This is a genomic window from Blastomonas fulva, assembly GCF_003431825.1.
GTDB lineage: Bacteria > Pseudomonadota > Alphaproteobacteria > Sphingomonadales > Sphingomonadaceae > Blastomonas > Blastomonas fulva.
In genome coordinates this window covers 3,444,981-3,459,040 of sequence record NZ_CP020083.1, presented here as the reverse complement: position 1 = coordinate 3,459,040, position 14,060 = coordinate 3,444,981, and the positions used below count along the sequence as shown (strand labels likewise).

General features: G+C 64.1%; 11 protein-coding genes. 5 read left to right on the top strand and 6 right to left on the bottom strand.

Going from position 1 to position 14,060, the window contains the following annotated elements; all coding sequences use genetic code 11:
• Nucleotides 1–19: 19 nt before the first annotated feature.
• Nucleotides 20–2,005: a S9 family peptidase gene (locus tag B5J99_RS16355; RefSeq protein WP_245991660.1), complete on the bottom strand. Its 1,986-nt coding sequence runs from the start codon at nt 2,003–2,005 to the stop codon at nt 20–22.
• A gap of 130 nt (nt 2,006–2,135) precedes the next feature.
• Between B5J99_RS16355 and pabB the strand changes: the two genes are divergently transcribed.
• From pabB to dxs, 5 genes are all read left to right on the top strand, one after another.
• Nucleotides 2,136–3,962, top strand: a complete 1,827-nt coding sequence (pabB, locus tag B5J99_RS16350) for an aminodeoxychorismate synthase component I (protein ID WP_117353011.1) — start codon at nt 2,136–2,138, stop codon at nt 3,960–3,962.
• A 221-nt stretch (nt 3,963–4,183) separates the two neighbouring features.
• Nucleotides 4,184–4,342 carry a hypothetical protein gene (locus B5J99_RS16345; RefSeq protein ID WP_162892635.1) on the top strand — a complete coding sequence of 53 codons (159 nt, stop codon included), beginning with the start codon at nt 4,184–4,186 and terminating at the stop codon, nt 4,340–4,342.
• Nucleotides 4,342–5,043 carry a peptide-methionine (S)-S-oxide reductase MsrA gene (gene msrA / locus B5J99_RS16340; RefSeq protein WP_117353009.1) on the top strand — a complete coding sequence of 234 codons (702 nt, stop codon included), beginning with the start codon at nt 4,342–4,344 and terminating at the stop codon, nt 5,041–5,043. Before B5J99_RS16345 ends, msrA begins: the two co-directional genes overlap by 1 nt.
• Before the next feature lie 57 nt (nt 5,044–5,100).
• On the top strand, nt 5,101–5,574 hold the full coding sequence (locus B5J99_RS16335; RefSeq protein ID WP_054134560.1) for a Fur family transcriptional regulator: 474 nt from the start codon (nt 5,101–5,103) through the stop codon (nt 5,572–5,574).
• 114 nt (nt 5,575–5,688) lie between these two features.
• Nucleotides 5,689–7,623 (top strand): 1-deoxy-D-xylulose-5-phosphate synthase, encoded by a 1,935-nt coding sequence (gene dxs / locus B5J99_RS16330; protein WP_054134559.1) that lies wholly within the window; start codon nt 5,689–5,691, stop codon nt 7,621–7,623.
• Between the two features lie 81 nt (nt 7,624–7,704).
• On the opposite strand, the gene B5J99_RS16325 is transcribed toward dxs, so the two are convergent.
• From B5J99_RS16325 to B5J99_RS16305, 5 genes are all read right to left on the bottom strand, one after another.
• A complete protein-coding gene (locus B5J99_RS16325) occupies nt 7,705–8,130 on the bottom strand; it encodes a DUF3035 domain-containing protein (RefSeq protein WP_117353568.1) in 426 nt (141 codons plus the stop codon).
• Nucleotides 8,123–8,695 (bottom strand): signal peptidase II, encoded by a 573-nt coding sequence (gene lspA / locus B5J99_RS16320; RefSeq protein WP_054134558.1) that lies wholly within the window; start codon nt 8,693–8,695, stop codon nt 8,123–8,125. Before lspA ends, B5J99_RS16325 begins: the two co-directional genes overlap by 8 nt.
• A 142-nt stretch (nt 8,696–8,837) precedes the next feature.
• Nucleotides 8,838–11,906, bottom strand: coding sequence for an isoleucine--tRNA ligase (gene ileS / locus B5J99_RS16315; protein ID WP_117353008.1), 3,069 nt, complete (start codon nt 11,904–11,906; stop codon nt 8,838–8,840).
• A 30-nt stretch (nt 11,907–11,936) separates the two neighbouring features.
• Nucleotides 11,937–12,860 carry a bifunctional riboflavin kinase/FAD synthetase gene (locus B5J99_RS16310; RefSeq protein WP_117353007.1) on the bottom strand — a complete coding sequence of 308 codons (924 nt, stop codon included), beginning with the start codon at nt 12,858–12,860 and terminating at the stop codon, nt 11,937–11,939.
• 9 nt (nt 12,861–12,869) lie between these two features.
• Complete coding sequence (locus B5J99_RS16305) at nt 12,870–14,051, bottom strand: dipeptidase (protein ID WP_425456494.1); 1,182 nt, start codon at nt 14,049–14,051, stop codon at nt 12,870–12,872.
• Between the last annotated feature and the right edge of the window lie 9 nt (nt 14,052–14,060).

Below are 14,060 nucleotides of genomic sequence, written 5' to 3'. Positions count from 1 at the left end.
TCCTGCGCGAACCGTTGGATCAGTCCGTCGCCCGGCCCTTAGCGCCCAGCAGATGGCGTTGCCAGAAGGCGAGTGTGGTCCAGAACATGTAATCGGCGTTTTCCTTGCGGCGAAAACCATGACCCTCGTTGCGCGCCAGCAGGTGCCAGGCGGTGCCGCCGCGTGAACGGATCGCTTCGATGATCTGGTCCGCCTCGCTCGCCGGAACGCGCGGATCGTTGGCGCCGGTGACCACCAGCAGCGGGATTTTCAGTTCGTCGACGCGGGTGAGCGGGCTGATTTCTTCCAGCTTGGCGCGCAAGGCTGGGACTCGCTCGTCGCCATATTCAAGGCGTCTTAAATCCCGCCGGTATTCCTCTGTATTTTCAAGGAAAGTGACAAAATTCGAGATCGCCACGATGCAGTTTGCGGCGTTGAACCTGCGGCCATAGCGAATGGCGCTGGCATAGCACATATAGCCGCCATAGCTGCCCCCGGTGACGCCGAAGCGGCGCTGATCGAGCATCGGATGCCTCGCCAGTCGGTCGAGCAACGCGCCGATGTCCTTGATCGAATCTTCGCGCAGATACGGGCCGTTGTCGAGGCTCACAAAGCGCTTGCCAAACCCGGTCGATCCCCGGACGTTGGGATAAAACAGAGCAATTCCAAGCTCGTTGACCAGATAGTTGGTGCGCCCCAGAAAGCCTGCCGTCGCCTGACCCTCCGGGCCGCCATGGATCGACATGATCAGCGGGCGCTTGCCGGGGTGGCGCTGGGGATCGGGGCGGTAGAGCAGCCCGGACACCGGTTCGCCATCGAAGCTCTTGATCTCGACCAGCTCTGGCATGACGTTCTTTGCGGGATCCAGCCCGCCGGTCTCGCTTTCAGTCCACCGGGTGATCTGCAGCGTCACCGGATCTAGGCTATAAGCATCCCCGGGCGACTGGTTGGAAAAGACGGTGAAGCCCAAAGTACCCCAGGGCGCAAACTTCATCCCCGTGCCGATTTCGCCCGGCGGCAGGCCGGTGACCAGCCGCTTTTCACCGCTTGCGATGTCATAGAGGTGAAGCCGCGAAAATCCTGCTTCGTTAACGACATAAGCGATGGTCTTGCCATCATATGCGATATCGAAATTGCTGATGTCCCAGCGGCCGCCATCGATCATCGGCGTGAACAGGCCGGTATCCATATCGAGCAGCCCGATTCGCTGCACGTCGGAATCCTTGTCGCTCGAAACCCAGAGCCGCCCATCGGGCGCGAACTTGAGATTGCCATAGGCCACCGGCGTCGCATCGCGCGAGACCTGGCGGAAGGTGCCGGTTTCGACATTGATCAGGTGCAACTGGCTGTCGGTGACCGACACATAGTTGAACACCAGCAGATCGCGGCCATTGGGCGCGAAATCGATCGCCGCCCAGCCGCCGCTGTCGCTCGACAACACCAATTGTGCCGACTTGGGGTCGCGCGGGTCCATGACATAGATATCGTTGAACACCCCGGTGCGCATGTTGCTGCCAAAGGCCACCAGTCTGCCGTCATCCGACCATGGCCCCAGCGCGTGGCGGCTCTTGCCGTCGGTGAGCAGCGTCATCCGCCCCGAATCCAGCGCATAGATCTGCGAGACCTCGTTGCCGCCGGCGTCCTTTTCGACCAGCAGCATCGATCCGTCGGGCGACCATGTCCCGCCGAAGATCGGCTCTTCTTCAAAGCTGATCTGCCGCCGTGCGCTGCCTGGCGCCGCGACCCGGTGCAATTGCGCGACGTTGCCGAACCGGGTGGTGATCAGCATCGAGCGGTCCTGCGGGTTCCACCCGGCAAAGCTCGCGGTTCGATATTCCAGATAAGGCCGGGTGTCGGCCACAAGCGACATCGGGATCGGCGGCACGCCATCGGCGAGCATGGCGGCGGGGGGCGGGACCGATGGCTCTGCCGCGTCGGTTTCACGCGCCTCGATCGGTCCGGTGGCAGCCATGCACAAAGCGGCGCACAGGCCGGATACGGCCGTCCACCATCTTGCTCTGCGCATCTGCGATCCCTCCTGTTCTGGTTGAGCGCTGCTCTATTCGGCAGCAGCGCGCTTGGCAATCGGTGCGGTGACGCAGCCTGCTGCGCGTTAGCCCTAGGCAGCCCCGCCAGCACGCCTTAGAAGCGCCCGGATGAACCGCCCCGCCGCCCGTTCTCCTGCTCCCTCTGCCGCCCCGTTCGTCCTGCTCGACGACGCCCGCACCGGACACGCCAGCGCCGCCCGGCTTTACAGCAATCCCGTCGGCTGCCTGCGCGCGCGGACCGCAGGCGAGCTCGACCGGTTGCTCGAGGAACTCAAGGCCGCAGGGCGCGAGGGGCTGCATGCGGCGGGCTATCTTGCCTATGAGGCAGGGCTTGCGCTCGAGCCGCGGCTGCGCCCGCTGCTGGACACGCTGCCGTCGATGACCCTGGCGTGGTTCGGGTTGTTCGAGCGTCATGACGTCATGCCGCCCGATCAGGTGCCGGCCTGGCTGGCACAGCAGGGTGGGGCAGGCGAGGCCTATCTCGCGCCAGCCCGCGCCGCGATGGCGGCGGCCGATTATGCCGCGCGCTTTGCCCGGGTTCACGAAGGCATCGCCAGTGGAGACATCTACCAGGCCAATCTCACCTTTCAGAACGAGGCCGCGATGTCGGGGCATCCGCTGGCGCTGTATCGCGCGCTGCGCGCGGGCTCGGCGGCGGGCTATGGCGGGGTGGTGTTCGATGGCGCGGACTGGTTGCTCAGCCTTTCTCCCGAACTGTTCTTCTCGCTGCGCGAAGGCCAGGTCACCGCGCGCCCGATGAAGGGCACCGCACCGCGCCAGCACGATCCCGCGCGCGATGCCGAGGCCGCGCGCGCGCTGGAGGCATCCGAAAAGGACCGCGCCGAAAACCTGATGATTGTCGATCTGCTGCGTAACGATCTGTCGCGCATTGCCGATCCCGGCAGCGTCGCGGTGACCGATCTGTTCCGCATCGAAAGCTATCCCACCGTCCACCAGATGACTTCGACCGTCCGCGCGAGGCTGGCGCCGGGGCTCGATGCGCTCGACATCCTGCGCGCCATCTACCCTTGCGGGTCGATCACCGGGGCGCCCAAGATCCGCGCGATGGAAATGCTGCACCAGATCGAGGCCGGCCCGCGCGGCATCTATTGCGGTTCGATCGGCCGGATCGACCCGTATGCGGGCGATGCGCCGGGCGACGCCGCGTTCAATGTCGCAATTCGCACCTTGCATCTGGCAGGCGATGCGCAAAAGGTCTCGCTGGGTCTGGGATCGGGCGTGGTCGCGGATTCCGAGAGCCAGGACGAATGGCGCGAGTGTCTGGTCAAGGGGGCGTTCTTGAAGGCGGCGACGAAGAATTTTGATCTCATCGAGACGATGGGTTTCGATCCGGCGCAGGGAATTATCCGTCTGGAGTTGCATCTGGAGCGGATGAAGGCGAGCGCTGCGGCGCTCGGATTTTCATTCGATCGGCATGCGGTGCGCAATGCGCTCAACCATGCGTGCTTCTATCTCGACGCGCCCACGCGCATCCGTCTGCTGCTGGCGGCCGGCGGCGATACCGCGATCGAGATGCGGCCCGCGCCCACGCCGATGGCCGAGCCGCTGGGCGTGGTCATCCGTCCGATGACGCTGGCGGCAGGGGATATCCGGCTGGCGCACAAGACCACCGACCGCGCCTGTTACGACCAACCCCGCATCGATGCGAAGGCGCAGGCCGGCGCGGACGAAGTGCTGTTCATGGATGCCGATGGCGCGCTCACCGAAGGCAGCTTCACCAGCCTGTTCGTCGAACGCGATGGCATGCTGCTCACCCCGCCGCTCACCAACGGCCTGCTTCCCGGCGTCTTGCGGCACGAACTGCTGGATCAGGGCAGGGCGATAGAGGCCGTGCTGACCGGGGCGGATCTTGGCCAGGGCTTCTGGCTGGGCAACTCGCTGCGCGGGCTGATGCGGGCGCGGCTGATCGGTTGATCGAACGGGGCGTGCTGCCTGCAGAATGACCTGAACACTCCCCTGTGCCGTGGTTCACAGCGGATACAGGCGAAACAGGCGAGCTTGGGGAGGGCCAAGCAAAGCCATCCCGGCACATTGCTTGATTCGCACCCGGCGCGGCTTATGTCGCTGCCAAGATTGTAACCCCGCACGTCCTGGTGACGAACATCGTCGTGCGGATACAAGAAGATGAGATCGAGATGAGCAACATTCTGACATCGGACCTGTTCCGCAATTTCATGGGTGGATTCGCGCTGGGCGCGGTCGCCCTGTTTGCCCTGCAACCCCGCGATGCCGACGCCAGCCCCCCTGCTGCGCCCGTCGTGCAGAAAGCGGCTCTGGAGAATTCCGACAGCTGATGACCCTTCGCACCCGCACTCTTTCCGCCCTTGCCGCGATCGGCCTGATCGGCGTTGCCGCGATTGCCGTCGATGGTGGCGCCGCAGCGTTCGCCGCCGAAGAGGCCAAGATCATTCCGGCGCCCAAGCTGAAGGCGGTGGAACCGGGCAAGCAGCGCGTCGCGATCTTTGCCGGCGGCTGCTTCTGGGGCGTGGAGGGCGTGTTCAGCCATGTGAAGGGCGTCAAGAGCGCGGTCTCGGGGTATCATGGCGATGGCAAGGCCAACGCCAGCTATGACGAGGTGTCCAGCGGCGCAACCCGGCACGCGGAATCCGTGCGGGTGGTTTATGATCCTGCGCAGGTCAGCTATGGCCAGCTGCTTCAAGTCTATTTCTCGGTGATTGCCGATCCCACGCTGCTCAACCGGCAGGGGCCGGATACCGGCCGCCACTATCGCACCGCTTTGGTGCCGGTGGACAAGGGCCAGGCGCAGGTCGCGCGTGCCTATATCGCCGAGCTGGAGAAATTGGGTGCTTGGAAGAAGCGCATCGTCACAGCGGTTGAGCCCTACAAGGCGTTCTATCCCGCTGAAACCTATCATCAGGACTTCATGTTCAAGAACCCTGACCACCCCTACATCCTGCGCTGGGATGCGGTGAAGGTCGCCAATCTCAAGCGTGTCTTTCCTGCACTCTATTCGGCAAAACCGGTACGCGGCTGACCGCAGCGCGACATCGTTGCCATTGCAACCGGCAGGTGCCGCGCGTAGATATGGCGGATGTCCATCGTCAAAGACCACGGCCACAGGCACAAGGAGCATGAGGGGGCAGACCTTGCCCATGCTGCGCGCGTATCGCTGGAAGCAGCGGGCGAGCAGTGGACCGACATGCGCGAGTCGATTTTCACGGCCCTGGCCGATATCGAAAAGCCTGCCTCAGCCTATGATATCGCCGATGCTGTCAGCAAGGCGCGCGGCAAGCGCGTCGCGCCCAACAGCGTCTATCGCATTCTCGACCTGTTCGTGCGCACCAACCTGGCGCGGCGGGTAGAGAGCATCAACGCATATATCGCAAATTCCCACCCCGGGTGCCTGCATGACTGCATCTTTCTGGTGTGCGATTCGTGCGGATCGGCGACGCATATCGACGATGACGGCCTGTCGCGGAGTGTCCGCAAGACCGCGGAAGCCGCAGGCTATGTCGATATTCGCCCGGTTATCGAGGTGCGTGGCCGCTGCGCGGACTGCGACTGAAACTCCGCATTTGCGGAACTGTCCAAAAAACTTTACACTCAGGCCGCCTGTCCATGTCGATCAATCGACAGAGCCCGCAAATGGGGCTAGGATTCGCGGTTGAAAGGGAACTCAATGACCAATCTGCCCGCCACACCGCTGCTTGATACCGTCGAAACACCGGCCGACCTGCGCAAGCTCAAGCCTACGCAGCTGCGCCAGCTGGCCGACGAGCTGCGGCAGGAAGTGATCTCTGCGGTATCGGTGACCGGCGGACATCTGGGCGCGGGCCTGGGCGTGGTCGAGCTGACCACTGCGATCCATTATGTCTTCGATACCCCCACCGATCGGCTGATCTGGGATGTCGGCCATCAGTGCTATCCGCACAAGATCCTCACCGGACGTCGCGACCGCATCCGCACGCTGCGCACCGGTGGCGGGCTTTCGGGCTTCACCAAGCGTTCCGAAAGCGAATATGATCCGTTCGGCGCGGCGCACAGCTCGACCTCGATCTCGGCGGCGCTTGGCTTTGCCACCGCCAACCAGATGACCGGCGCGCCGGGCAAGGCGATCGCGGTGATCGGCGATGGCGCGATGAGCGCGGGCATGGCCTATGAGGCGATGAACAACGCCGAGCGCGCGGGCAACCGGCTGGTCGTGATCCTCAACGACAACGACATGTCGATCGCGCCGCCGGTCGGCGGGCTGTCGGGCTATCTTGCGCGAATCGTTTCGAGCCGCGAATTCCTCGGCGTGCGCGAGGCATTGAAGCGTCTGGCGCGCAAGTTGCCCAAGAGCCTGCACCAGGCCGCACGCAAGACCGACGAATATGCTCGCGGCATGGCGATGGGCGGCACTTTGTTCGAGGAGCTGGGCTTCTATTATGTCGGCCCGATCGACGGTCACAACATGGACCAGCTGGTCGCGGTGCTCGAGAATGTCCGCGATGCCGCCGAAGGGCCGTGCCTGATCCATGTCGTCACGCAGAAGGGCAAGGGCTATGGCCCGGCCGAAGCGGCCGCCGACAAATATCATGGCGTCGCCAAGTTCGATGTCGTCACCGGCAAGCAGGACAAGGCAGCCGCAGGGCCGCCGGCGTATCAGAACGTGTTCGGCGAAACTCTGGCGAAGCTCGCCGATACCGACCCGACCATCTGCGCGATCACCGCTGCCATGCCCTCGGGCACCGGGGTGGACAAGTTCGCCAAGGCGCACCCCGATCGCAGCTTTGATGTCGGCATTGCCGAGCAGCACGCGGTAACCTTTGCAGCGGGGCTCGCTGCGCAGGGCATGCGCCCGTTTTGCGCGATCTATTCGACCTTCCTGCAGCGCGCCTATGACCAGGTCGTGCACGATGTCGCGATCCAGAACCTGCCGGTCCGCTTCGCGATCGACCGCGCCGGGCTGGTCGGCGCCGATGGTTCGACCCATGCCGGCTCGTTCGATGTCACCTATCTCGCGACATTGCCCAACATGGTGGTGATGGCGGCGGCCGACGAGGCCGAACTCGTCCACATGACCTATACCGCCGCATGCCACGACAGCGGTCCGATCGCGTTTCGCTATCCGCGCGGCAACGGCACCGGCGTCGCGCTGCCGCAGGTGCCCGAGCGGCTCGAGATCGGCAAGGGCCGTATCGTGCGCGAGGGCAAGAAGGTCGCGATCCTCTCGCTGGGCACCCGCCTGGCAGAGGCGCAGAAGGCTGCCGACCTGCTCGACGCCAAGGGTCTGTCGACCACGGTCGCCGATCTGCGCTTTGCCAAGCCGCTCGACGAGGAACTGATCCGCAAGCTGCTGGCGACGCACGAAGTGTGCGTGACGGTGGAAGAGGGCGCGATCGGCGGTCTGGGCGCGCATGTGCTGACCATGGCATCGGACGCCGGGCTGATCGATTCCGGCCTTAAGCTGCGCACGCTGCGGCTCCCCGATACCTTCCAGGATCACGACAAGCCCGAGAAGCAGTATGCCGATGCCGGGTTGGATGCCGATGGCATCGTCGATTGCGTGCTCAAGGCGCTGCGCCACAACAGCGCGGGCGTGGCGATCGTGGGGGATGGCGCGCGCGCCTGATCCCCCTTCGCAAGCGAACACAAAAAAGCCCGGCAGATCCTTGGATCGCCGGGCTTTTTTGTGTCTGTCGTGATCGTCCGCTTATTGCGGGATCGAAGCCTTGGCGTCCTGACCATCGCCTTCGGGCGCGGCGACGATGTCGCGGGTGGTGGTGCCCTTGTCGGTGGTCTGCGTCTTGGGATCGCCCACCTGCGAGCGGATGGCGGTATCCGGCGAACCGGCGCGATCAAGCGCTGCGCCCTCGACTCCGGTGCGCGCCTGCGGGCCACCGAACAGCGCATCGAGCGCCTGCTGGCTGGCCGAGACCGACTGCGGACGCACCGCACCGGGAGTTGGCGGGGTCAGCGAGAAGTCTGGCGGAATGACCAGAGGTGCCTGACGCGACACGGCGAACTCGTCCGGACGGTCACGGTTGAAAATGCCTCCGCCCGAACCGCAGGCCGACAGCGTCGTTGCCGCGGCCGAAATCCCGGCAATCAGGACCAGTTTGCGGCTAGGATTAAACATGCTCATTCTCCGTTTTGGCGGCTGGGGCGCCATCGCTAATCCCGCCAGCCTGAACCCCTGATGTAGGGGCCTCAGATTTGGCCGACTTGTCGCCGATTATCAGAACGCGGGCAAGCAATAACAGCACCCCGATGGTGATCGCGGCATCGGCGATGTTGAAGATCATGAAGGGCCGGAAAGCGCCGAAATGCAGGTCGGCATAATCGACGACATAGCCCAGGCGTGCGCGATCGATGATGTTGCCCAGCGCCCCGCCCAGGATCATGCCCAGCGCCAGAATGTCGCCGCGCGCGCGTTCCTTCCACATCCACAGCAGCACCACCGTGGCGATCAGTCCGGTGAGCGCGACCAGCAGCCAGCGCGCGGTATCGGTCTCGGCGGTGAGGAAGCCCATCGAGACGCCGCGGTTCTCCGCCCAGGTCAGGTTGAAGAACGAGGTGATCTCGATCTGCAACCGGCTCTTGAGCGCGAGCGGCCCTGCAACGATGAACTTGGCGATCTGGTCGATGACGAGGATCGTGATGGCGAGCGCGACGCCTTCGGTGCGATAGCGGGTGAGGCTCATGCGAAGCGCTCCCTGTTTCCGTGGTCGTCATGCTGAACTTGTTTCAGCACCCATTTTGCAACTGCAACCGAAGCCGCGTGGGGAGAAATGGGCCCTGAAACAAGTTCAGGGTGACGGGGAGGGGAGGTCGGCATATTCCAGCTCACGCCAGCATCTCCGTGCAACGGTCGCACAGATTGCCGTCCTCGGTCAGCTCGGGAAGATGACGCCAGCAGCGGCCGCATTTGTGGTTGGTGGTGCGGGTGACTTCGATAACCTTGGTTTCGGCGACGGAGTCATCTGCAAAGCCAGTCACCTGCGCAGAAGAGACGATCAGCAGTTCTTCGAACTCTTCCTTGCCCAATGAAGACGCTGAAGCAGCAGCAAACGGGTCCTTCAGCTTGATCGCCACTTCGGCCTCGAGGCTTGATCGAATGATCTTGTCCCTGCGGAATGGCTCGATCGCTGCGGAAACGCTCAAACGCAGATCGCGCAAGCGATCCCAACGCATGACGAGTTCGCCGTCCTCTGGGAGGGTTGGCAGCACAGGCCATTCCAGCAGATGCACGCTGCCCGCATCGGGATAGCGCGTCGTCCACACCTCTTCGGCGGTGAACACCAGCACCGGCGCGGCATAGCGGACCAAAGCCTCGAACAGCACGTTGAGCACCGTCCGATACGCGCGGCGCTTGTCGGTGCCGTGCGGGTGCGCGGGGCCGATGTCGCAATACAGGCAGTCCTTGCGGATATCGAAGAAGAACGCCGACAGATCGTTGTTGGCGAAATCTGCCAGCGTCCGGACATAGGTGTTGTAGTCGAAGTCCTCGACAGCCTGGCGCAGCTTCGCATCAAGCTCGGCAAGCAGATGCAGCACATAGCGTTCGAGCTCGGGCATGGCCTCGACCGCCACGCCCTCGGCCTTATCGTCAAACCCGGCAAGCGCGCCAAGCAGGTAGCGGAAGGTGTTGCGCAGTTTGCGGTACTGGTCCGAGACCCCCGCGAGGATTTCCTTGCCGATGCGGTGGTCCTCGGTGAAATCGACCGACAGCGCCCACAGCCGCAGGATGTCCGCGCCCGAATCCTTGATCAGCGTCAGCGGATCGATGGTGTTACCCAGCGACTTGGACATCTTCATGCCCTTGGCGTCCATGGTGAAGCCGTGCGTCAGCACCGCCTTGTACGGCGCATGGCCGCGCGTGCCGCAGCTTTCCATCAGCGAGGACTGGAACCAGCCGCGATGCTGGTCCGATCCTTCGAGATACAGGTCCGCCCAGGGGCCGACATGGCCTTCGGGCCGGGTCAGATCGGGCCATTTGCCGCTTTCGAGCACGAAGGCATGCGTGCAGCCGCTGTCGAACCAGACGTCGAGAATGTCGGTGACGCGCTCGTAATCGGCGATGTCGTAATCGGGACCGAGCAGGGCAGGGGCCGCCGCGTCGTTCCACGCATCGACACCGGCCTCGCGCATCGCCGCGACAATGCGCGCATTAACCGCAGGGTCTTTCAGATACTGGCCGGTCTTGCGATTGACGAACAGCGTGATCGGCACACCCCAGGCGCGCTGGCGGCTGATCACCCAGTCGGGGCGACCCTCGACCATCGAGCGGATACGGTTCTCGCCCTTGGCGGGGACCCAGCGGGTGTCGGTGATCGCCTGCATCGCGGTTTCACGGAGTGTCTTAAGCCCCTCCCCTTCAGGGGAGGGGTTGGGGGTGGGGGAGTCATTAGCGATGGAATTTTCATTCCCCACCCCAACCCCTCCCCTGAAGGGGAGGGGCTCTATGGGTTGATCCATCGGGATGAACCATTGCGGCGTGCAGCGATAGATCACCCGCGCCTTGGAGCGCCACGAGTGTGGGTAGCTGTGCTGGAATGCTGCGGCGGAGAGCAAGGCTCCTGCCGCGCGCAGGTCTTCGCAGATCGGGCCGTCGGGTGCGTTGAACTTGGGGTTGATCACCGACATCCGCCGCTCATCCGCGCCGCCGAGCCACGCCCAGTCATCGCGATAGCGCCCGTCGCCCTCGACCGCGAACACGGGTTCGATACCATGCGCCTTGCACAGGTCGAAATCGTCCTCGCCATGGTCGGGCGACATATGGACGAGTCCGGTCCCCGCATCGGTGGTGACGAAATCGCCGGGCAGGAAGGGGCGGGGCTTGGCAAAGAACCCGCCGAGTGCGTGCATCGGGTGGCGGGCGGTGGCGCGTTCGAGCTGCGAACCTTGCAAATTGTAAAAGCCGCCATCGAATTCAGCGGCATCATACAGAAAGTCGTCAAATTCTACGATAGGGTTCTCGCTCGACCACTCAGCAGCGGACGGCAGCGCACGAAGCTGCCGTTCAACCCTGGCACGGAATTCCGGATACAGCTTCTTCGCAACAACTACTCTCTTTCCATTCCATGGCGCGTCGACGTGTGTCGTGATCTCAAAAAGCGCGTACTCAACCTCAGGCCCATAAGCGAGCGCCTGGTTCACCGGGATCGTCCAAGGCGTCGTCGTCCAGATCACCGCATAGGCACCGACCAGTTCGGGCGCATTCGGCGCATCGACGATCTCGAACGCCACATCGATCTGCGTGCTCGTCACATCCGCGTACTCAACCTCGGCCTCGGCGAGCGCGGTCTTTTCGACCGGTGACCACATCACCGGCTTGGCACCGCGATAGAGCTGGCCGGTTTCGGCAAACTTCATCAGTTCCTGCACGATGGTCGCTTCCGCAGCGAAGTCCATCGTCAGGTACGGATTGTCCCAATCGCCGTTGATGCCCAGGCGCTTCAACTGCTCGCGCTGCGTGTTCACCCATTGCTGCGCATAGGCGCGGCACTCGGCGCGGAAGGCGACCGGGTCAACCTCGTCCTTGTTGAACTTTTTCTTGCGATACTGCTCCTCGATCTTCCACTCGATCGGCAGGCCGTGGCAGTCCCAGCCGGGAACGTACGGCGCGTCTTTGCCCAGCAGCGACTGGGTGCGGCAGACCATGTCTTTCAGGATATGGTTGAGCGCATGGCCGATGTGCATGTCGCCATTTGCGTAGGGCGGGCCATCGTGCAGGATGAACTTTTCGCGACCCTTGCGGGCATCGCGCAGCTGGCGGTAGAGGTCCGCCTCCTGCCAGCGCGCCAGAATCGCCGGTTCCTTCTGGGCGAGGCCAGCCTTCATCGGGAAGTCGGTCTGTGGCAGAAAGACGGTGTCTTTATAGTCCGCGGCGGGGCTTGCAGTCTGGTCAGTCATAGACGCTGGCGCTTAAGGCGCGCGGGGCTTTCAGGCAAGCAATTCCCGCGCGCGCACGCAGTCCGCCTCGATCTGCGCGGTCAGTTCCTCCATCGAGGCAAACTTCGCCTCGGGCCGGATGAAGTGGCGCAAGGCGACCTCGATCGTCTGGCCATACAGGTCTTCGTCGAAATCGAAGAAATGCGGCTCGAGCAGTTCCTTGGGCGGATCGAACTGCGGACGGATGCCAAGGTTCGCGGCGCCTTTGAGTACCCGACCATCGGCAAGGTGGCCGGTGACCGCATACACCCCGTACATCGGACGCAGATAGCTGCCCATGTCGACGTTCGCGGTGGGATAGCCCAGCAGCCGTCCGTTCTTGTCGCCATGCTGGACCACGCCCTGCACCGCGAACGGCCGGGTCATCAGCCGCTCGGCCTCGTCGGGCTTGCCTTCGACAAGGCACTGGCGGATGCGGCTGGAGGAGATCACCGCGTCTTCAGTGGACACCGGGCCGACAGCCTCGCTGCGCAGGCCGAGCAATGCGCCCAGATCGCGCAGCACCTCGATATTGCCGCCGCGGCCCTTGCCGAAGGTGAAGTCCTCGCCGGTGACCACGCCCTTCGCGCCGAAACGGGTGACCAGCAGATCGCCGACGAAATTGCCCGCGGTGGTGTTGGCGAGCGTTTCGTCAAAGGCGAACACCAGCATCGCATCGGCCCCGGCCTCAGCGAACAATTGCTGGCGCTGGTCTAGGCTGGTCAGGCGGAAGGGGGCGACATCGGGCTTGAAATAACGCACGGGGTGCGGATCGAAGGTGGCGACGATCGCCGGGCGGCTTTCCGCCTTCGCCCAGGCGATCGCCCGGCCGACCACGGCCTGATGCCCGGCGTGAAAGCCGTCGAAATTCCCCAGCGCGATGATGCCCCCGCGCAAGCGTTCTGGCAGCTGATCGCCACCTTCTACCCTGATCATGGCGCTGCCCTATAGGGCCTTGCCGGGCAGGGGTTCAATGCCCTGTTTGATGATCCTGAGTGCATTGCCGCCCATCACGGCGCGAATCTCCGCCTCGGTGAAGCCGATATCGATCAGCGCCTGCGTCACCTGAACGATCTGGCTGGCATCGAAACTGGTGGTCACCGCGCCATCGAAATCGCTGCCCAGCGCAACGTGCCCGATGCCGACGAGGTCGCGGACATGCTTGATCGACTGCGCGATCTTGACCGGATCGGTCGAGCACAAGGCCCCGTCCCAATAGCCGATGCCGATGATGCCGCCAGTGGCGGCCACGCCGCGGATTTCGGTGTCGGAAAGGTTGCGGTTGACCCCGCACACCGCCTGCACTCCGCCGTGGCTCGAGACGACCGGGCGCCGCGCCATGGCGAGGATCTCGGCGACCGACTTGTGGCTCGAATGCGCGATATCGACGATGATGCCCCTGGCCTCCATCGCGCGGATCATCTTGCGACCGAACGGGGTGAGCCCGCCCTTGGCCTGCCCGTGCATCGATCCGCCCAACTCATTGTCGAAGAAATGCACCAGCCCTGCCATCCGCATGCCGACGCCATAGAGCCGGTCGAGGTTTTCCGCTTTGCCCTCAAGGTTCTGCAACCCCTCGACCGAATAGAGCGCGCCGGTGACCGGCTTGCCTGCAGCGCGCGCCGCGAGCAGCCGGTCGATATCGGCCGCGCGGCGCACCAGCATCAGCCGGCCATCGGAGGCTTTGGCGGCCGCCTCAAGCCTCTGGCCGTGCCACATCGAGCGTTCGTGCACCGAAAACCAGGTACGCACCGGCTGCAATTGCGCGATGGCGAGCAGGGTGATGTTGTCGGTATCGGCGGAGTTGCTGTCGTAATTCTGGCCGCGCGGGGTCTTGGACACCGACGAGAAGATCTGCAGCGCGACATTGCCCGCCTCGAGCCGGGGCAGGTCGATATGGCCGCGCGCGGCCTTGTCGAGCAGGTCGCGCTTCCACAGCAGGGTGTCGCCGTGCAGGTCGGCAATCTGCAGCGTCGCGTGCAGCCTGGCCGCATCGGCGCGGACCGCGGGCAACGGCTCGTCGGTCACGACATTGGTCTGCGCCTCGAACTGGCCCGGCAGCACGGTGACCACGTAGATCAGCCCGGCTGCCAGCAGCAGGAGCAGCCCGAACAGGACCTTGCGGATCACCGGTGG

Bases quoted from the DNA above. Each gene is read 5' to 3' on its own strand.
- B5J99_RS16355 (WP_245991660.1), bottom strand. From the start codon at position 2,005: ATGCGCAGAGCAAGATGGTGGACGGCCGTATCCGGCCTGTGCGCCGCT.
- msrA (WP_117353009.1), top strand. From the start codon at position 4,342: ATGACCCTTCGCACCCGCACTCTTTCCGCCCTTGCCGCGATCGGCCTG.
- B5J99_RS16310 (WP_117353007.1), bottom strand. From the start codon at position 12,860: ATGATCAGGGTAGAAGGTGGCGATCAGCTGCCAGAACGCTTGCGCGGG.
- B5J99_RS16335 (WP_054134560.1), top strand. From the start codon at position 5,101: ATGTCCATCGTCAAAGACCACGGCCACAGGCACAAGGAGCATGAGGGG.
- ileS (WP_117353008.1), bottom strand. From the start codon at position 11,906: ATGACTGACCAGACTGCAAGCCCCGCCGCGGACTATAAAGACACCGTC.
- lspA (WP_054134558.1), bottom strand. From the start codon at position 8,695: ATGAGCCTCACCCGCTATCGCACCGAAGGCGTCGCGCTCGCCATCACG.
- dxs (WP_054134559.1), top strand. From the start codon at position 5,689: ATGACCAATCTGCCCGCCACACCGCTGCTTGATACCGTCGAAACACCG.
- B5J99_RS16325 (WP_117353568.1), bottom strand. From the start codon at position 8,130: ATGTTTAATCCTAGCCGCAAACTGGTCCTGATTGCCGGGATTTCGGCC.
- pabB (WP_117353011.1), top strand. From the start codon at position 2,136: ATGAACCGCCCCGCCGCCCGTTCTCCTGCTCCCTCTGCCGCCCCGTTC.
- B5J99_RS16345 (WP_162892635.1), top strand. From the start codon at position 4,184: ATGAGCAACATTCTGACATCGGACCTGTTCCGCAATTTCATGGGTGGA.